The sequence below is a fragment of the Clostridiales bacterium genome (assembly GCA_017569285.1).
GTDB lineage: Bacteria > Bacillota > Clostridia > Christensenellales > Aristaeellaceae > Aristaeella.
The window spans coordinates 1,148,840-1,168,415 of the sequence record CP069419.1 but is presented as its reverse complement, the minus strand read 5'-3'; the positions used below and the strand labels follow the sequence as shown (position 1 = coordinate 1,168,415).

At 57.5% G+C, this 19,576-nt stretch carries 18 protein-coding genes; 4 read left to right on the top strand and 14 right to left on the bottom strand.

Annotation, left to right across the window (positions count from 1 at the left end; genetic code table 11):
- Position 1: 1 nt before the first annotated feature.
- The 4 genes from JNO48_05195 to JNO48_05180 all read right to left on the bottom strand — a co-directional run bounded on the left by JNO48_05195 (position 2) and on the right by JNO48_05180 (position 6,014).
- Positions 2–2,554: a heavy metal translocating P-type ATPase gene (locus tag JNO48_05195; protein QTE69296.1), complete on the bottom strand. Its 2,553-nt coding sequence runs from the start codon at positions 2,552–2,554 to the stop codon at positions 2–4.
- Positions 2,555–2,570: 16 nt separating this feature from the next.
- A complete protein-coding gene (locus tag JNO48_05190; GenBank protein ID QTE69295.1) occupies positions 2,571–2,873 on the bottom strand; it encodes a metal-sensing transcriptional repressor in 303 nt (100 codons plus the stop codon).
- A 142-nt stretch (positions 2,874–3,015) separates the two neighbouring features.
- A complete protein-coding gene (locus JNO48_05185) occupies positions 3,016–5,313 on the bottom strand; it encodes an ABC transporter permease (protein QTE69294.1) in 2,298 nt (765 codons plus the stop codon).
- On the bottom strand, positions 5,313–6,014 hold the full coding sequence (locus JNO48_05180) for an ABC transporter ATP-binding protein (GenBank protein QTE69293.1): 702 nt from the start codon (positions 6,012–6,014) through the stop codon (positions 5,313–5,315). The genes JNO48_05185 and JNO48_05180 overlap by 1 nt, the downstream gene beginning before the upstream one ends.
- Positions 6,015–6,346: 332 nt before the next feature.
- On the opposite strand from JNO48_05180, the gene JNO48_05175 reads away from it, so the two are divergent.
- From JNO48_05175 to JNO48_05160, 4 genes are all read left to right on the top strand, one after another.
- Entirely contained in the window at positions 6,347–6,820 is a 474-nt protein-coding gene (locus JNO48_05175) for a hypothetical protein (GenBank protein ID QTE69292.1), read from the top strand.
- A 210-nt stretch (positions 6,821–7,030) separates the two neighbouring features.
- Positions 7,031–7,411: a helix-turn-helix transcriptional regulator gene (locus JNO48_05170; protein QTE69291.1), complete on the top strand. Its 381-nt coding sequence runs from the start codon at positions 7,031–7,033 to the stop codon at positions 7,409–7,411.
- Positions 7,412–7,432: 21 nt separating this feature from the next.
- Positions 7,433–8,212, top strand: a complete 780-nt coding sequence (locus JNO48_05165; GenBank protein ID QTE69290.1) for a ZIP family metal transporter — start codon at positions 7,433–7,435, stop codon at positions 8,210–8,212.
- A gap of 71 nt (positions 8,213–8,283) precedes the next feature.
- Positions 8,284–9,288, top strand: a complete 1,005-nt coding sequence (locus JNO48_05160; GenBank protein QTE69289.1) for an alpha/beta hydrolase — start codon at positions 8,284–8,286, stop codon at positions 9,286–9,288.
- Positions 9,289–9,395: 107 nt separating this feature from the next.
- On the opposite strand, the gene JNO48_05155 is transcribed toward JNO48_05160, so the two are convergent.
- The 10 genes from JNO48_05155 to JNO48_05110 all read right to left on the bottom strand — a co-directional run bounded on the left by JNO48_05155 (position 9,396) and on the right by JNO48_05110 (position 19,558).
- Positions 9,396–12,224: a hypothetical protein gene (locus tag JNO48_05155; protein QTE69288.1), complete on the bottom strand. Its 2,829-nt coding sequence runs from the start codon at positions 12,222–12,224 to the stop codon at positions 9,396–9,398.
- 252 nt (positions 12,225–12,476) lie between these two features.
- Positions 12,477–13,136, bottom strand: coding sequence for a GNAT family N-acetyltransferase (locus JNO48_05150; protein QTE69287.1), 660 nt, complete (start codon positions 13,134–13,136; stop codon positions 12,477–12,479).
- Positions 13,133–14,131, bottom strand: coding sequence for a phosphotransferase (locus tag JNO48_05145; protein QTE69286.1), 999 nt, complete (start codon positions 14,129–14,131; stop codon positions 13,133–13,135). The genes JNO48_05150 and JNO48_05145 overlap by 4 nt, the downstream gene beginning before the upstream one ends.
- Positions 14,132–14,158: 27 nt before the next feature.
- Complete coding sequence (locus JNO48_05140) at positions 14,159–14,653, bottom strand: hypothetical protein (protein ID QTE69285.1); 495 nt, start codon at positions 14,651–14,653, stop codon at positions 14,159–14,161.
- A 10-nt stretch (positions 14,654–14,663) separates the two neighbouring features.
- Positions 14,664–15,182 carry a hypothetical protein gene (locus JNO48_05135; GenBank protein ID QTE69284.1) on the bottom strand — a complete coding sequence of 173 codons (519 nt, stop codon included), beginning with the start codon at positions 15,180–15,182 and terminating at the stop codon, positions 14,664–14,666.
- Positions 15,175–15,696, bottom strand: a complete 522-nt coding sequence (locus JNO48_05130) for a GNAT family N-acetyltransferase (GenBank protein ID QTE69283.1) — start codon at positions 15,694–15,696, stop codon at positions 15,175–15,177. The genes JNO48_05135 and JNO48_05130 overlap by 8 nt, the downstream gene beginning before the upstream one ends.
- 29 nt (positions 15,697–15,725) lie before the next feature.
- Entirely contained in the window at positions 15,726–16,340 is a 615-nt protein-coding gene (locus JNO48_05125; GenBank protein ID QTE69282.1) for a nuclear transport factor 2 family protein, read from the bottom strand.
- Positions 16,341–16,399: 59 nt separating this feature from the next.
- Entirely contained in the window at positions 16,400–17,197 is a 798-nt protein-coding gene (locus JNO48_05120) for a class I SAM-dependent methyltransferase (GenBank protein ID QTE69281.1), read from the bottom strand.
- A gap of 31 nt (positions 17,198–17,228) precedes the next feature.
- Positions 17,229–18,758, bottom strand: a complete 1,530-nt coding sequence (locus tag JNO48_05115; protein ID QTE69280.1) for a GNAT family N-acetyltransferase — start codon at positions 18,756–18,758, stop codon at positions 17,229–17,231.
- A 383-nt stretch (positions 18,759–19,141) separates the two neighbouring features.
- Positions 19,142–19,558 (bottom strand): acyl-CoA thioesterase, encoded by a 417-nt coding sequence (locus JNO48_05110; GenBank protein QTE69279.1) that lies wholly within the window; start codon positions 19,556–19,558, stop codon positions 19,142–19,144.
- Positions 19,559–19,576: the final 18 nt, after the last annotated feature.

Below are 19,576 nucleotides of genomic sequence, written 5' to 3'. Positions count from 1 at the left end.
ATCAGCCGACGAATTCGTAGCCGGCGTCTTCCACGGTCTTGCGGAGCACGGCTTCCGGCACGTCTTTGGAGAGCTCCAGGACGGCCTGGTTCTTCTCATGGTCCGGCGCGGCGCTGACAACGCCGTCCACCGCCTCGAGCGCCTTCTTCATGCGTGCTTCACAGTGCATGCACATCATTCCCTTGATTCCGATGGTTTTCGTCATAGTCTGTTCCTCCTTCAATAATTCGGACTGGATATTTTCAACCGCCGCGCGGAAGTCTTCCTCCGCGACCGGCGTGAGTGCCCGGTCTTTGCCAGAATCATGCAGCCTGAAGAGATTCAGGCGCAGTGCGTTGGTGACGACACAGAAGCTGGAAAGGCTCATCGCCGCGGCACCGAACATGGGATTCAGCTCCCAGCCGAAAACGGGAATCCATACGCCGGCCGCAAGCGGAATGCCGATGACATTGTAGAAAAACGCCCAGAACAGGTTCTCCCGGATGTTCCGCAGGGTGGCGCGGCTGAGCCGGACGGCGGCCGCGACATCGGACAGGCGGCTCTTCATGACCACCACGTCCGCCGCGTCGATCGCAACATCCGTACCTGCGCCGACAGCGATGCCGGTATCCGCCCGGGTGAGGGCCGGGGCATCGTTGATTCCGTCACCGACCATGATCGTTTTGCCGAGCGCCTGCAGGCGGCGGATGACGCCTTCCTTCTCATCCGGCAGGACGCCGGCGATGACCTCATCCACCCCGGCCGCCTTTCCGATGGCCTGCGCGGTGCGCAGGTTGTCGCCGGTGAGCATGACGACCTTCATGCCCATATTCTTCAGCGCCGCGATGGCTTCCCGGCTGTCCTCCCGGAGGGTATCCGCCACGGCAATCATCCCGAGCAGGCAGTCATCCCGGACAAAGAAGAGGGGCGTCTTTCCCTCGCCGGAGAGCCGGTCTGCAGCCTGCACGGCATCCTCCGGCAGGCGGACCAGGCCGCCGATGTATCTGCGGCTGCCGCCGATGAGCCGGGCACCGGACAGCTCCGCCTGCAGGCCGTTGCCGGGCAGGGCAGTGAAGTTTTCCGTTTCCGGGGCGGAAAGCCCTCTGGCTTCCGCGTACGCGACGACCGCGCGGGCGAGCGGATGCTCGGACTTGCTTTCCAGCGCGAGCGCTGCGGTGAGCAGCTCGTTTTCCGTGATTCCGCCTGCGGGCAGGACATCGGTGACCTTCGGCAGGCCTTCGGTGACCGTACCGGTTTTATCCAGCGCGATGATCTGCGCCTTGCCGGCCTCCTCCAGGGAGACGGCGGTTTTGAACAGGATGCCGTTTTTCGCCCCCAGTCCGTTGCCGACCATGATGGCCACCGGCGTGGCCAGGCCCAGGGCGCAGGGGCAGGAGATAACCAGGACGGAGATTCCGCGGGCCAGCGCATAGGCCACGGTCTGCCCGGCGACCAGCCAGACAACGGTCGTCACTGCCGCAATGGCCAGGACCACCGGGACGAACACGCCGCTGACGCGGTCCGCGATCTTCGCGATGGGCGCCTTGGTAGCGGCCGCATCGGATACCATGCGGATGATCTGGCTGAGGGTGGTATCCTCACCGACGCGGGAGGCGCGGCAGGTGAGGAAGCCGGAGCGGTTGACGGTTGCCGCGGAAACGGTATCGCCTTCCGTCTTGTCCACCGGGATGCTCTCCCCGGTGAGGGCGGATTCATCCACGGAGCCGCTGCCGGAAAGCACAGTTCCATCGACCGGGATATTCTCCCCGGGCCGGACCACAAACACATCGCCGGTATGTACCTCAGCGATGGGGACGGTAATCTCCGTCCCGTCCCGCAGGAGGACGGCCGTCTGCGGCGCGAGCTTCATGAGGCTCTTCAGCGCGTCGGTAGTGCGGCCCTTGCTGCGGGCTTCCAGCATCTTGCCGACGGTGATCAGCGTGAGGATCATGGCGGCAGACTCAAAATACAGCTGGTTCATCCCGTCCATGACGGCGGGCATGTCCCCGTGGTGATGCGCGTCCACCATGCGGAAGAGCATGAAGACACTCCAGGCAAAGGACACGCCGGAGCCCATGGCCACCAGCGTATCCATATTGGGCGCGCGGTGGATGAGCCCTTTCCAGCCGGAGATAAAGAACTTCTGGTTGATGACGAGCACAACAGCACTGAGGATCATCTGCAGGAGGGCGAGGGCCACATGGTTGCCGGCCAGGAAAGCCGGCGCCGGGAAACCGGCCATGTGCACGCCCATGGAGAAATACATGAGCACGAGCAGGAAGCCGAGGGAGGCGAACAGCCGGCGCCGGAGGCGGGGCGTTTCCGTATCCCGGAGGGCTTCCTCCGCCGCGGCGGCGGAAGGCGCGGCCGCGGCAGAACCTTTTTCGCTGGCACCATAGCCGGCTTCCTCCACGGCACGGATGATTTCCGCCGGGGCGGCGGAGCCTTCCACGCCCATGGAATTGGTGAGCAGACTGACCGAGCATGCGGTGACGCCCGGCACGGCGCTGACGGCCTTTTCCACCCGGGCGCTGCATGCGGCGCAGCTCATGCCGGTGACCTGATACTGTTTCATCTGTTGAATCCTCCGGTTACATCAGCTTTTCCAGGATGGTCATCAGCTCATCCGTTACGCCGGGCTTTTCCGCGCGGATATCCCGGACCACGCAGTGGTCCATGTGGGAACGCAGCAGCTCCCGGTTGAAGGATTTGAGCGCGGACAGGACGGCAGCAGACTGCATGAGGACATCATAGCAGTAGGCGTCTTCATCGATCATTTTGCGGATGCCGCGGAGCTGGCCCTCCATCCGGCTGAGCCGGTTGGCCAGCTTTTTCTTCTGTTCATCGCTGCGCTCGGTATGCCGGGCGCAGGCGGGGCAGGTTTCATGTGCCATACAATCTCCTCCAATATACCCCCAGGGGGTATATTTATCGTACCTCTTTCCGGACCGGTTGTCAACAGCCGGTTATTGACTGTTTTCCCGAAAAAAAGGATCCGGCATGCTGCCGGATCCCCGGATTCCCGCGGATGCGGGATTATTCCTCGGTTTTCAGGGCCGCGACCATATCGATGGTCCGGTTTTTGCGGGAGATCATCAGGCCGACCGCCAGCGAGACGCAGAAGGTGAGCAGGACGCTGACAATCCAGGTGGCCGGGCCGAGGGTGAGCTTCAGCTCATACTCCGAAGCCAGCGCCGTGAGCAGGTACTGCAGGACGCCTACGCCGGCCGGGATGCCGATCAGGATTCCGATGACGGTGAGCCACAGGTTCTGGCCGATGAGGAGACGGCCGATCCGCGAATCCTTAAAGCCGACCACTTTCAGCGTGGCCATTTCCCGGTAGCGCTCGGTATAGCTCATGACACCGAGGTTGTAGAGCACCACGATGCCCAGCAGGACCGCGGCGACGACCAGCAGCCAGATCATCTTGTTCATCAGGTCCATGAAGGTGTCAAAGGAGTCCATGATGGACTGCTTGGACTGCACATTCAGAATATGGCCGCCGGATGGAAGATCCTCATGGTCCGTAACCACGGCGCTGACGGTATAGGGGATGCCGGAAGCATCGGCATACGCGGACGTCATGACGATGCTTTCCGTCATGGAATCCAGCACGCCGGCAATCCGCACGGTGTATTTTTCGCTGCCGCCATAGGGGGAGAAGGTAAGCTCATCCCCGGCGGACAGGCGGAAGTCCCGGGCAATGCGGCCGCAGACGTACGCGCCGTCATCGGAAAGGGGAATCAGCTTCATATCCGTATCGGCAAAGCGGACCTTGTCGCGGGTGACGGACCAGATCTCCAGGCCGTACCCCTTGTCACCGACCTGGACGGCGCTCTGGGCGCACCAGTCGCCTTCCAGCTGTTCCGCCAGGGCAAGCGCTTCCTCATTGGTGACACTTTCCGCATCCAGGTTGACCCGGTAACGGTAGTTGATGGCACTTTCGAAGAAGGTATCCAGGAAGGAATCCATGGTATCCTTCATGCCCATGCCGCCGACGAGCAGGATCATGCAGCCGATGACGCCGAAGAGCGTCATGAAACTGCGGGATTTATGGCGCAGGCAGTCGCGCAGGTTCCACTTGGTGCTGAAGCTGAGCGCCTTGAAGCGCTTGGTTTCCTCAATCCGGAGGTGTTTGATGTGCTTCGGCACATAGGGGCGCAGCGCATCGGCCGCGGTGCCCTGCAGCATTTTCCGGACGGACAGGAAGCCAATCACCGTCAGGAACACATTGATGAGGGCGATGACGATCCAGGTGAACGCCGGCGCATGGAGCGGCCAGGCCGGCAGGTCGATATACGTTGCCATGGCGCCGTCCGGGCTGAGGATAAACCGGCCCAGCCAGAAACCGATTCCAATGCCGAGCAGGGAGCCGAGCAGGCCGATGATCAGGGCATAGGCGGAATAGTGGCGGAGGATCCGGCGGTCCTTAAAGCCGAGGGCTTTGAAGGTGCCGATCTGTGTTTTCTCGCTGGCGGTGATCCGGTGCATGGTGGTGACCATGGTCAGGATCGCGATGGCCAGGAACAGGACCGGCAGGATGGAACCCATGGTGATGCCTTCATTGACCTCGCCGCGCACCTCAGACCAGGAGACGGTTTCGCTCCTGTCCAGGACCAGGCGGGTGGCGCCGAGCGCTTCATCCGCCCGCTTCACGAATTCCGGCTTGTTCAGGGAGGATTTCACATTGATCTGGTGATAGAGGGAATTACCGATGAACGCCCGGTACATGGCCGGAACGGCTGCGTTCATCATGGCCGGGGAGATATAGGCATAGCCGTAGCTGGAATAGTCCGGCATCATCTGTGTTTCGTCCAGCAGGCAGATCAGGTATTCGGAGGATTTGACCAGGCCTTTGACCGAGCCTTTCACGGTGATGGACTTATAGGTCAGCGCCAGGCTGTCACCCAGGGAGATGTTGTTGGCTCTTGCGTAGGAATCGGACAGCCAGAAGCCGTCCAGGTCAGTATCGCTGTACGGCTCACCATCTATAAGAAGAATGCCGGAAACATCCATGTTGGTGCTGACAGTGAGGGCGATGACGTCGGTATTATCCTTCACAGACGTGTTGATGCTGAGGAAGCGCGTGGCATCCTCCACGCCGTCCACGGCGAGGATTTTCTCCAGGTCGGATTCGGAAAAACCTTTGTCCGAAAAGATGCGGTAATCCGCAAAGCCGGTGGATTCATAGATTTCCGCGGTGTTGACATCCAGGGAATACCACTCGATATTGAAACCCAGGAAAACTCCTACGCCCAGCGCGATCATGAGGACCATGGAGATGAACTGGGATTTGTAGTGCCACAGGGTACGGAACAGTTTTCTGAACAGCATTACCAATCCACCTCTTCCACTGCCAGGGGATGTTCCTGTTTCTCACAGGATTTGATTTTTCCGTTTTTGACGCGGACCACAACATCCGCCATCTTCGCGATGTTCTGGTTATGGGTGACGATGATGATGGTCTTGCCCATATCCCGGGCCATGGACAGCAGGAGCTTCAGCACGAGGACGCCGGTTTCGGAATCCAGCGCGCCGGTGGGCTCATCGCACAGGAGGATCCGGGGATTCTTCGTCAGCGCCCGGGCAATGGACACCCGCTGCTGTTCTCCGCCGGAAAGCTCGGAGGGGAAGTTGTGGATATGATCCTCCAGGCCGACGGCCTTCAGCATGTCATGGCTGGAAAGCGGATTGGGCGCGATTTCCTTGACGAGCGCCACATTCTCGATGACAGTCAGGGTGGGGATCAGGTTATAGCTCTGGAAGATGAAGCCGACATTGGCGGCACGGTATTCCGCCAGTTCGTTGGGAGTGAGGGTTGAGATATCCTTTCCTCCGACGAGAATGGTGCCTTCGGTCGGACTGTCCAGCCCGCCGAGCATATTCAGCAGCGTGCTTTTGCCCGCACCGCTGGGCCCCAGGATCACAATAAACTGCCCTTCATCCAGGGACAGGTTCACGTGGTCCAGCGCCCGCTGCTCGTGCTCGCCGTTGCGGTATACCCGGGATACATCCTTGAACTCAACAATTGCCATTTCCTTAACCTCTTTTCAGTGCAATGGGATATCAGAACCAAAGCAGTTCAGCATTAGTTATGGTTAACTAACGATGAGAATATTAGCATTCGTGGATCCGGTTGTCAATAATATACAATGGAAAGTTAAATTGGTATATCATCCGGATTCGCAGGAATATGGGAGGGTAATCCGCCGGATATGCCGGAATAAGGATATACAGCACAGTGCCTGACCCAGGGTGACTGTTTGCGGGAAATATTCATATAAGGTTTACATCCGTTTCATGCTGTGTTCTTTTTCCGATGATATGATCACCGCGGCTGAAAAAAGCCGGAAAGGATGGAGAAGATATGAAAAAGGTGTTCCTGGTTTTTCTGTCCCTGTGTATGCTGCTGTGTGCCGCGGCCGCAGAGGAGGCTCCAGCGGAGGACGGAAGCCCGGCAGCGGATGAATGCATGATCCGGCTGTGGGACCGGAGCGGAGTGGAATGCGCGTATATCCGTTTCGCGCTTTGGCAGGGGGATGCCCAGCTGGGCTATGTGCTGTCCTGCCCGAACGAAGGCGAGGATTTCTGCCGCTGCCCGGTATATGCCGACCAGATGAAAACCGTCGACGGGGAACCGGCGGAACCGCTCCGGATCGTGCTCAGCTTCGGATATTCGGAGCAGGAGCCGGAGGACGCGATTCTCTCGGCCATGATGGGCAATCCAGTTACGGAGGAGGAATGCTGCGAAATGACCCTGGAGCCGGCTTTCGGCGAATTTGCGGATTATGAACTGGTTTCGGATGAAACCGGCGGATATACCCTGGTACCGGTTCAGTAATCCGCTTTCCGGCGGAGACCTGCTTCGATAAAAAGTATTAGCCAATACTAATACTTTTTTGGTTAATTTCCCCTTGCATCTCAAGATAATCCATAAAACAAAGGGAAGAATCCAAAAAATACTGGATTAAATGGTTAGCTTGTGCTAACATAATAGCGGAGATGCGCCGGACTTCCCGGAAGCACCGGGACCGGTAAAGGAGGAGAAACCATGGCGGGCCGACTGGAAAACGAGCTGAAGGCAAACGGGAGAAGGCGCAGCGGAAGCACGGAGCATGTAGCCGAAGCGCGGGAATATATTGAGAAGCATTATAAAGAGAAATTTTCGCTGAAACGGATTGCCGGATCCCTGTATGTAAACGGCAGCTACCTGCTGCGGCTGTTCAAGGCCAATACGGGACATACGCTGCTGTGGTACCATCACCATGTGCGCTGCGAAAAAGCCGGCGAGATCCTCGCGGATGGCCGCTTCAGCATTTCCGAAGCGGGAGAGGCAGTCGGGTTTGCTTCTTCTTCGCACTTCACGCATATTTTCAAGAAGATGACGGGAATGACTCCGTCGGAATACCGGAATGACCATATGGAGAAGTAACCGGGGAAAGACAGGCAGATTATGACAGGGGAAACCATACTGGGTATCCTGATTCCGTTCGCGGGAACCAGTCTCGGCGCGGCGATGGTATTTATCCTGCGCCGGCAGATTTCGGACGGACTGAACAAGATCCTGACCGGATTTGCGGCCGGGGTGATGGTGGCCGCTTCCTTCTGGAGCCTGCTGGAGCCAGCGCTGGAAAGCAGTGCGGGAATGGGAAAGCTTTCATTCCTTCCGGCGGCAATCGGATTTCTCATCGGCGTCGGATTCCTGCTGCTGCTGGATGAGGTGACGCCGCACATGCATTTCAACAACCAGGACGAGGGACCGAAATCCGGACTGAAGCGGACGACCAAGCTGATCCTGGCGGTAACGCTGCACAACATTCCGGAAGGCATGGCTGTGGGCGTGGTATATGCAGGCTTCCTGGCCGGGAATACCGGGATCAGTGCCGCGGGCGCCCTGGCGCTGGCGCTGGGAATCGCCATCCAGAACTTTCCGGAAGGCGCGATTGTTTCCATGCCACTGCGGGCAGAGGGAATGAACAAAGGGAAAACCTTCCTGTTCGGCATGCTGAGCGGCGTGGTGGAACCGATTGCGGCGGTGATTACCGTGGCAGCCGCAGGGGCAGTGGTGCCGGTGATGCCCTATTTCCTGGCGTTTGCCGCCGGAGCGATGATGTACGTGGTGGTGGAGGAGCTGATTCCGGAAATGTCGGAAGGGAAGCACTCCAACCTGGGGACGATTGCGTTCTCCCTCGGATTTGTCGTGATGATGATCCTGGACGTGGCGCTGGGCTGAAAAACATATCCTTCTGCGCAAAGACATGGTATAATACCCAAAAAGCGGAAAGCGCGGAACGGAGAAACCATATGGCATTTGAAAACAAAACACTGGGAGAACTGCTGGACGATCCCCGGATCCGGCCGATTGCCCCGGACGCTATCCGGAGACGGGACCTGCGGAATGAAGAAACATGGAATAAGACGCTGGCGGAAATCAGCAGCGAGCATTTTTTCACATCCGATATCGGCCGGGGAATGGAGCGGCTGTACGCCGCAGCAGATTCCGGCAGCTGGTATTTCCCGCTGTACAGCGAGGAAGAATGCGCCCAGGACAGCGCACGCAAAGGCGTGAACGTGGTATGGCTTCCATCGGCGGACCCGGAAGCGGCAAAGAAGCCGTTTGTCCTGCTGGTACCGGGCGGCGGATTCGTGAATGTGTGGAACCTGACGGAGGGCTGGCCGATCGCAGCGCAGTTCAATGAGCTGGGATACCACACGGCAGTGCTGACCTACCAGGTGGACGGTACGGAACGCCTGCTGGAAAAGGACATGGAGGATTTCGCCCGGGCACTGCGGCTGATCCGGGACAAGCGGGATTTCTTCCATGCGGACGCAGACCGGTACATCACCTGCGGCTTCTCCGCGGGCGGATACCTGGTATGCCTCTGGAACACCGGAATGGGATACCCGGCCCATGGGCTGCCAAAGCCGCAGGCGGTGATCCCGGTATATCCGTTTGTCAGCCCGAAGCTGGCAGCTGCCGGCGAAGAGCCGGGAACCGATACGGAAGAAGACCTGAAAGACGATCTCCGCCTGTACGGAAGCTCCCTCTGGGATGCTATCGAGAAGGATTATGAGATCCCCGAGCATGCCGAGGGCTTCCCGCCGTGCGCCGTATTCCTGGCGGCCGGCGATGAGCTGGTGGATCCGGAACACTCGAAAATCCTCGCCCGGGTACTGGAAAAAGCCGGCATTCCCTGCCGGCTGGAGATCGGCCCGACCGGCGGCCACGGATTCGCGGACGGAACGGGTATGTGCATGGCCGGATGGACGGAACGGGCTGTCCGGTGGATTGAAACGAATATGAAATGAACATAAACCCCGGAAACCCGGGCTGCGCCCTCCCATGAAAAAAGGGAGGGCATTTTCATGCCTTCCCTTTGGTTTCGTCCAAAGCCCGGATGTCCTGACTGCTCTTTTCAGCCGAAGCAGATATCCGTCCGCTTTGCGGGCAGGGGAGCTTCATCGCCCAGGTAGAAAGAGGCAAAACCGACCTGGTTGTAGCAGATGTTCTGGTTGGCCGCGGAATTGCGGTACCAGGGATCGTGCATGAGGCAGCGGATTCCGTATTCTGTCGGCGCAAGCGTCCGCACAATCACAATATGGTTCTGCTCATCCGTGAGGATCAGCTCTTCCCGCCAGTCGCCGAACAGGTCCGCTTTCAGGGTGGGGGTCCGTTTGCTTCCGGTGGAAACCAGCCCGGTGGTGAGATAGGGAAGGAACTTCAGCGTATCCTGATCCGGAATATGCACTTCGCTTCCGTTGCAGGCGTAGTGGGTCAGCCCCGAGCCGAACCAGACCGCGTTTTCTCCCTGGGGGATTCCCCGCGGGCAGTCGGTTTCCAGCAGAACGCGCCCATCGGTAAGGCTGCGCACCCGGCATCCGCACTCGGAACCGCCTGCCATGGCGCCCGGCCAGCGGTTGGAGAAATTGCCGGCGACGGAACCCTCATCGTCATCCCCGGAGAACTCGCCGAAGACCAGGGAGCTTTCATAAACCAGGGTGCCGTTCTCCTGCCGGAGGCCTTTATTGGGATCATGGGCTTCCGGGCCCGGAAGCCAGCCGAACTGGCGGCCTGTGTGCCGGTTATCCAGCGTATATTCCTCGGTTCCCGAATAGAGGCGGATATCCCCGGCCGCGTTGACCGGCAGCAGGGCGCTGCGGTCTCCGTGCTGCAGGCCGGCCCAGGCATTGCCCGGGGTTCTGCGGATTTCATCGGTAGCGATGTTTTCCCCGAAGGCCGGCTGTTTTCCGGTGCCCTCCAGCATGGGCAGGATATCCCCGCACAGCACCCGGGGAAGCAGGTATTTCCCGTCTTCGGACAGGCTGAGGTTCAAGCCTTTGAGCACGACTTCATCCCGGCCGTCGCGATCGATATCCGCCATGTCCGTGAAGTGGTTTCCCCGTGCCCGGTAGAGATCCGGGCCGTCTCCCAGCGTCCAGCAATGGGGGTCCTCCGAATCAAACACGGCCGGGGGCATCAGCTTTGCTCCCCGCATGGTATAGGCGGCAAAGGTGGTCCGCTGGTAGTATCCGCGCTGGATGACCGCATACCAGTTTTCTCCGTCCAGGCACGCGACACCGCCCGCGTAACGGTTGGCCCGGTTACCCTGGCCGTCGCCCCATACGGGATATTTCCAGCGGTGCGCAAGGAAATATCCGTCCTTCTCCTGCATGACCTGCACCTTATAGCTGTCCATCGTATCGGCGCCGGGCAGCGGAACAGTGATCGTGCAGAAGTTTCCCCGCTGGGTCATGGGATCCAGGGCGAAATCGTCCCCGTCCGAGGAAACGGCCGTCCAGGGGAACGCGTAATCCACGGTATCCAGGATGACGCCCTGCTGTCCATTGTACCCGATGGCCGTTACATATTCCCGGTGTCCCGGCCCCATAGGCCCGATGTGATAGGATTTGATCCACGCCTTCTTCGCGGGATCATTGGGACCGTCGTTGCCCTCGGTAAAGACGGGATACCGGTAGCAGATATCAAAATTGTTTAGCAGGGACCACTTGCGCTTCAGCTCCTCCGTGTTTCCATCGCTGAAATCCCGGATGAACCGGTCGGTTGTGCACAGGAGCCCTTCTTCGCCGCCGACCACATGCTCCGGATCATCGGGATAAACCACGCCGCCTTTTTCCGGATCCCAGAAGCCGACCCGGGTTCCCGGGGCCGTTTTCAGGATGATTTCCGCCTTGCCGTCCCGGTTGAAATCCTGGACGTGCAGCATGGTTTCATGATCATTGGAGGATTTGACGTTATAGCCCATATCGATCCGCATGAGCAGTTTTCCATTGAGCTTATAGACGTCGATATATTCCGGCGCGCTGAGATTGAAGCCGGGGCTGTAAATGGGATCCGAGAACATGGGGTCCGGGCTTTCCGCGCGCCATTTCACCACGATTTCGTACTCGCCGTCCCCGTCGAAATCGCCGACACTCATATCCTGGGTATGGTACTCCGAAGACAGGGAGGTTTCGACCGCACCGGAAGGCGTGAGCGCGAAGGGCAGGGATTCCCCGCAGTCCAGTGCCCGCACGTAACGGATGAACGCCGCCTCCAGTTCTTTGTACAGCCCGTTCGTGATCTTCCCGTTTTCCAGGCCGGACTGAAGCACCAGCGGCGCGCCGAGATACCTGGAAAGCCTTCCGCAAATATCACGGAGCATCTCTTCGCTTACAGTTTCCCCGTTCTCATACGGTACCCGGAAGGAACGCAGGAGATCCATATCCACCCGGTACCAGTCCTCGCCGTTTTCCAGGCGGAAGACGCTCCGGTCGGGCGTACATCCGGGTCCGACTGAAACCCCGCGGTAGGTAAAATGCACCAGCGGGACCCTTTCAGGCGGCGGGCACAGGGGGATCCGATGAACCGCGGCGCGGAAAGCCTGGCCGTCGGCACCGGGGAGGGGCTCCAGCACGGGCAGGGAGGACTGCTCCCGATCGCCTTCCACACCGTTAATCACCGGAGCAACCGCATAAGTATCCTCCGGTTGCCCATCAGGATCCACATAGCAGCAGGGGGTCGTGTTCTTTTTCACGATTCCCGGATTGCTGCCATAATGGCTTTCAGGCGCCACGTCCCGGGGCCGGATCTCCGCCAGCTGTTCCCAGGAACCGCCATCCCGCCTGCGGAAGACCCGCCAGGTGATTCCGTCCGGTTCGTCTCCCAGGTATCTCCAGCTCAGGTACATTCCATTTTCCGCCCGGGCAGCAATCAGCCCCCGGTTCAGGCGTTCCATCCTACGCATATCAAATACTCCTCTTCCGCTCTCTTCTTTACCCTGGCTGTGTCCAGCTGCCGGGATCATTCCGGCCTGCCGGTTTTCTTTTTGGTCATCATAACCGAATTGTCCGCATAATGCAACAGGCCGGGAACCCTGCCGGTATCCTTTGCGGGAAGCTCCGGCCCATCCGGTGCAGGAAATGATTTCATCCGGGAACGAACCGGCAACCGGGAACAGGCGAATAAAGGCTGATCTATAAAGAAAAAACTGCCGGCTTTATGAAAGCCAGCAGACCGAATATTCTGTTTCCGCCTCAAAGCCGAATTTCTCCGCCAAATGACGTGAAATATCGTTCTGCGCATCCCAGTGAACCGTGATTCCGCGTTCCATACAGTCCTGCAGCATCCGGGAAATACAGGCGGCTGCCAGTTTTTTGCCCCGGTGGGATTCCTTTGTGAATACGTCCAGCTCAATCTCTCCGTCCAGGCTCAGGAAGGAAGAAGCCGCGGATACAATCTCTCCGCCGTGATATACAACTGCTCCGGAGCCTTCCGCCTGAAAAGCCGCCCAGCAGGGATAATTTTCCCCATGGGAAAAAGGATGCTGTGCAAAAGCGGCTTCATCCATCCCGGCCAGCCGGTATCCTTCCGGAAGCTCCGTGCTTTCCGGTACGGCAAAGCGGCATGCAGGATTCATCACTGTCCGCCGGTATACTGCCGCATCGGGATAACGGGACCTGATCTGCTCTTCCCATGCTTTTGTCAGGCACACCAACGGCCTCTTCCTGAAACGGGAATCCACTACGCCGATGGAGTCCTCTTCCGGTTCTCCATCCAGGTAAACAAACAGCGCATCTGTAATACTGCTCCGGCTGAACTGTTCCCGCCTGCCGAAAGCGCCCCGCAGGGCTGCCCGGTATAAAAGCGGCGTATTCATGAGACTTCTCCGAATCCCGCATAAGGGATATCATTGACCAGGCATTCCGCCGCATCCTCAATGTCTTCCCAGACCAGGTCTTCACCTTCCCGGGCACAGCATTCCAGCTCATCCACGATGTTTTCGATCAGCACCATATCGATGAACAGCGGCAGTTTTTCCAGCATCGCCTCGGGAAGGTCTGTTTCGGTTTTGTAGCCCTGCAGCTGCAGGCTGAAGCACTGCTGCATCAGCGCAAAGCGTTTGACGGGATCGGATTCATGCCGTGTCCAGCCTTCATTGTGGAGCCAGAGATTGGCCAGGTCGAACATATACCAGCAGTTCATGCAGTTGTCAAAATCGAACACCGTGACTGCACCTGTATCCATATCGATATGCCAGTTGCCGTCGCTGAAATCAAAATGGATCAGGCCGTAGCAGCCTTTATCCTGCGGGAGCGCACGGAACTCCTCCAGGCGTCTGGCAACGGCCTTTTTCAGCTCGCCGTATTCATCCGGGATCAGGCGGTCCAGGTATGCCATGTTGTACTTGTCAAAGTAATCCGGGCGGGGATGGACAGGTGTATATTCCCGGGACAGCCTGTGGATCGCCCCCAGGGCTTTGCCGGCGTTGAAAAAGTATTCGCCCAGCGGCGCACCTTCCCGATAGCGGTAACCGTTGTCCGCAAGCAGCATGCCCCTGGCGTAGGCAAACAGGCTGACATATATTGCTTTGCCCTTTGAATCCAGGCGTTCCACCAGCCGGCCCTGTACAGACGGGACCACATTCGCAACAGGCGCGCCGTTTTCAGCCAGGAAGCGGACAAACTCTGTTTCGGCAAGGTAATCGTTTTCGCTTCGGTCCCCGAGGGCGGAGATCCGGAGGACATACTGTTTTTCGCCGTTCCGGCTGACGATCACGATCCGGTTCCGTCCGCCTTCATGGCCGGATACCGGGTTGAATGTGCAGCCCTCCAGGGCATAAAGAGATTTCGCCTGTTCAAGAATTCGCTTCAATACCATTCCTCCTGTTTATAGCCGGATTTATTCGCTCACAGAATCAATCTGTTTTTTCATTTCCCTGACGACATCCCGGATACTCTTATTCTCTGTGTCAATGACAATATCCCCCGGGCAGGGCGGCAGATGCAGCCAGTAATAATTCGTTTCACCCTTGTCGCCGCGCCTGTCGTGCCGCCTCTTCAGCGTTTCCTCCGAGCAGGTGAGTGTAAAGGCGATGGTTTCATAATCTTTTGCCGTGATCCCCTTCAGGATGCTTTCCCGGATCATCGGATCCGTGAGCACAACCGACGTAAAGAACACGTATTCAAAACCTGAATCCAGATAGTTGGAGAGAACAAAGGACATGCTTTTATCCCCGTTGCGAAGCCGGCTGTCCGTGACGGAAAAGGGATGCACGCACCAGCACCAGTCCCCGTCCAGATACGCGCTGTTGTTACAGCTTTCAAAGAGCTGCGTGCCCACGGCCGTTTTGCCCACGCAGGGGGAGCCGCTGATGAGGATCAGCTTTTTGTTCATACCATTCCCTCTATTCCTGTTTCTTTTTCACTGCTTCCATTTCCGCAATGAGCTCTTCCAGCGGATGGTATTCGCCGCCCCACCACTCAAATACATGCATCCCTTCCTCTTCGAGGACGGATTCCGTGAGCGTCATCTGAATGCCCAGCTGTTTCAGCAGTCCTTCACGATCCACCGCCTGATAATCAAAAGGCAGCAGCCTGCAGAACTCTTTATAGGAGACGCCGCACACGATCTGATGAACCCCAAGGGAAGCGATGGCTGCCAGGCATCGTTCGCAGGGAGCACAGCTGGTATAGACGACAGCATGCTCCAGGATTTCATCGGAATACTTGTTGGCGCATTTGTGCACCAGATTGAATTCCGCATGCCCGAAAATACGGCGGGCATAATCGGCCGTGTTTTCCGCTTCCTCCAGGATTTTACCGTCATGCACCAGAACCGCGCCAAAGGTATCATGGCCCTTTTTCCCGGCGCTGATTGCCAGCTCGTAGCACCGTTTCATGTATTTCACATGCTTGTCATCCACAGGTGTTCCCCTCCCGGCAGGATACGTTTTTGGCACAGAACCGGAATAGCGGATCGCCGTTCTCTTCCGTCCTATACTGCACCATACCGCCCTTTTCCATTGCCCGGGCGGATGCAATGTTCTCTTTGGCGCAGCCCCCGTGTACGCCGGAAAGCGAATAGTCCTCCACCGCAATCCTGATCAGTTCCCTGACGCACTGGGTGCCGTATCCCCGGTTGCGGTATGGTTCATCCAGGAGGATGAAGATTTCAGGCTCCGCATGATTCATCGAGCCGTCCAGCCCGCACCACCCCATCATCATTTCGGGATGATCCTTCCCGCATACCGCAAGGCAAAGATGGCAGATCCGGCCTTTCGCATTCCTTTCGTAATTCCCGCGCATACAGGCAACTGCTTCCTGTGCCTCCGAGTCCGAAAGCGGATGATGATCAGCCGGCCAGATCCGGGCGACCTCGGGTAAATCCTCCTCTGTTACAAAATGGAGGATCAGGTTTTCAGTCTGATAATCCTTCATATCATTGTCCTTTCCAGCCTGCTTTCATTTCAGAACAGGAGCCATGACAGGCCAAACAGCATCAGGTTTACTGTCAGCGCCAACGCGGGAACCCAGGCGGCAATTGCGTATCCGAAGTTCAGGTTATGGATAAACTGGATCTTGCTGATATACCACAAGCCGTCCCGTTCCTCCAGTACCCCGGTGATTCTCACCGGGACGCGGCAGCCAATACGGTCCAGCCGGATCCGGCCCCGCGTGGCGAAATACAGGGCGCTGCCCGTTCGGGAAAGGGATGTCGTATCCACGTCCAGCGCCAGCTTTCCCCAGTATTTCCAGTCTCCCTGCAGCAGGCCTCTGGCACAATCCCGTCCATGAAAGATTTCCCCCGGGTTTGTTCCGAGGATCAGAATCTGTTCCGGCAGCATCACTTCATCAATGCAGGCGTCCGCCTGTTCAGGATCCCGCTTTTCATAACAGGCATTCATGCGCCTGAGGGGACGCAGGGCATTCTCCCGCAGTTCATCCGGCAGAACTTCACCGGGGATTTCCCTGGGAGAGACCTGTTCCCGGCGGCCTTCCAGCCAAATCCGGAAAAGAAGGTAAAGCAGGAGCAGCAGGAACAGAAGGCAGAGCCCCCCGATGATAAATCTTATCGTATCCATTCTTCTGCTCCTCCCGGCTGACCGCCCTTCCGTTTTTTGCGGCCCATCGCTGTTTATCTTTATTCTTTCCGTCCCTGAATGATCATGGAAAGGGGGAAACCGCTGTGATCGAGCGCGCCGAAAGCCCCGCCGATATCATGGTCGAATTCCTGCAGTCCGGTCACAACGATACCGTTGCCGCACATCCCCGTGATGATCTCTGACATGGGATGGGTATAATCGGTAAACGTCTTTGAGTGATATTGTTTCTGTGTTATATAATACATTCCGCCGTTTCCGGTCCACTCATGCTCAAAATACGAATACACGCATTCCGCTTTGTGATCCGGATCATATGGTTCGTCGCCTTCCGCGGCAAGCATATTCCGGAGGGGGTGTTCTTCATTGATCACGATGACAGCGCCCGGTTTCATGCATTTCGCAATAACCGCGAAAAAGCGGTTCAGGTCATCAAACCAGCAGAGCGCGCCGATGGTGATTATCACAACGTCAAACGTTTCCCTGTACCGGTCGTCAATATCGTATACATTCGCTGCCACGAACTCACAGGGCAGTCCCAGTTCCTTTGCTTTTTCATTGGCAAAGGCCACCTGGTTTTCGGCAATGTCAAAGCCGATACCTTTCTTTGCCCTGCCACTTTTGACCAGGGAAAGCAGTTCGCGCCCGTTGTTGCAGCAGAACTGGCCGATCACGGCGCCTTCCGCAGGGAGCTTTTTCAGCACGCTTTTTGTTTCTTCGTTGAAGAACGGATAATCTTCCTTCAGTATGCGCTCTGTGATGTCGGCGCCCCAGGAAGCATCCCGGTTGTCAAATGCTTCCTCCCACGCCGCTTTATTGCCTTCAATATACTTTTCCATAAGATCCTCCATCATTTTTTTCTGATCCGGATCAGAACAAAGTTTCGTCTTTTCCTTCGTTCAGCCTGCTGTCCGCCAGCCATTCGATGCCGGATTCCTTCTGATCAACCCCGGGATTCCGGTTCGTCATCACCGCGGCGATCCGTTTTGTCCGGGTGTTCATCTTCAGCATACACTGTCCGTTCTCCCCCCAGCCCTGTGAGACAAGAATGCCTTCTCCGCCTGTGAACACGCCAAGGCCTGTCCAGGGGAAATCCTTTACCGGCTTTGCTATTTCCCGTGCTGTTTCTGCCTGCAGGAATGTGCTTTCACCATGCAGCGCCCCGATAAACGCCTCTGCGATCATCAGGAGTTCCTTCGGTGTGCTCCACAGTCCGGATGCCGCCAGGTCCGGAACCCGGGGGAATTTTCCCGGAACGGGCAGTCCGCTGTCGTCATATCCAGTCGCCATCCTGTTTTCAAAACGGGCAATCCTTTCGGGGGATGCGAAAAATGTATTCTCCAGGCGCAGCGGATCAAACACCAGTTCCTGCGCAACGTCTTCAAAGGCTTTGCACGTCACCTCCTGCACCATCAGCTGCAGGACACAGTAACCGGCATCCGAGTATTCAAATGCTGTCCCAGGCTGTTTTTCCGCCCGTGCCGGACGATTGTTGTACGCCGTCCTGCCGTCCAGGATATCGATCAGGCTGACTTCGGGATCTCCGCGGCGAAGACCGTAAAAGCCGTCGTCACCATCCATGATCCCGGCTGTATGGCACAGGAGGGCCCGGACAGCGGCATCGCTTTCCTTTTCCTCCAGTTTGAGCAGCTTCCACTGCCGGAGGTAATCATTGACCGGTTTGTCTATATCGATTACCTGCTTCCCGTGCAGCTTCATTATGCAAATGGCGGTCACAAACTTGGATATGGAGCACGCCGGGAAAATGGTCTGATCAGTTACAGCGATATGGTTTTCCCGATCCGCTTCGCCGAAGTATTCCGCTGATTCTTTTCCCGCTGCGTTCATCCATGCGCAGCCGATTCCCGGGAACCGCTCCACAGTTTTCCGCTTTTCCCATTCTTCCCGGGTTATGGCAAAAGCATAGGAAATCGTGTTTTTCGGATCCGGGTATTCCTTCACCTTTTTCATGCCGTTGGCCAGGGCAGTGCGCCAGGAACCTTCGTTGGTATACTTCATGTAGGAATACAGCACGTTATACCCTGTGTTTGAAAATGCCCAGTCCCGGACAGCCCGGGCCGCTTCCTTCGCAAAGCCCCGGCGCCAGTATTTCCTATGGATATGATACCCGATTTCCGGGAGCATCTCCCCGTCGATGTTCTGCAGGGTCAGTCCGCAGTCCCCGATGAATTCTCCCGTTTCATTCAGCACTACGGCCCACAGGCCAAATCCATACTGCGCGTAATTTTCCAGGTTCCAGTCGATCCAGCGCCGGGTGCGGGCTTCGTCAAAGGGCGCGGGATAGTGAGCCATCGTCTCCGGATCGGACACGATTTCATAAAGGGCGTTAAAATCATCCGGCGTGTATTCCCGCAGGAGCAGGCGTTCAGTTTCTATCATGTGATTCATCCTCGTTTCCAGAATGTCCAGTGGATGCCCTATCCATGCCCGGGCTTTTCATAAAACGGATCACCACCGCCGGCCATGCGGGCGGCGCCCGGGGGTTTCATCCGATGATGATACCGGGACCGGACGGCAGCCGCCAGCCTTTCCTGCGGCGATGCCCATACCCTGCCGCTTCTTTTTGGGAATTAACAGCATTATACTTCAGGGAGCCGGATGCCGTAAAGATAACAGCATTCCCATATTATGTGCAGATTCCCATACTGCCGGTACGGGTTTCCGGAAAAAACAGGGCCGCAAAAACGAAAAACTCCCACGGGGTTCATATCACTCCGCGGGAGTCCGTTATGATCCGACGGCGATACGGAAGCTGATCCCGATCAGCCGTTGTTCATTTCCTTATCAATCGCTTCGCAGAATTCCGGAATTTCCCGTTTCAGGCGGGCAAAGCTGCCGTCCCGGTGAAGGAACATATGGTCGGAGCTGCCGGTCATCACGGTTTCATTCTTCTGGTTTTTCATTTCATAACCGATGGTCATCACCACGCCGTTGAAAGCCTTGACCGACAGGAAGACGCGGATTTCATCCCCGAAGGTGCAGGGATGCTTATAATCGCAGGAAAGCGACCGGACCGGGGAAATGATGCCCTTTGCCTCCATGGCGGCATACGGGAAACCCAGCCGGTCCATGAAGAGAATCCGCGCCTCCTCCATCCAGTGGATGAAATTGGCATGATGGACTACGCCCATCATATCCGTTTCATAATACTGCACTTTGCGGACATACGGTTCTTCCATGGCGACTCCTTCCGGGCG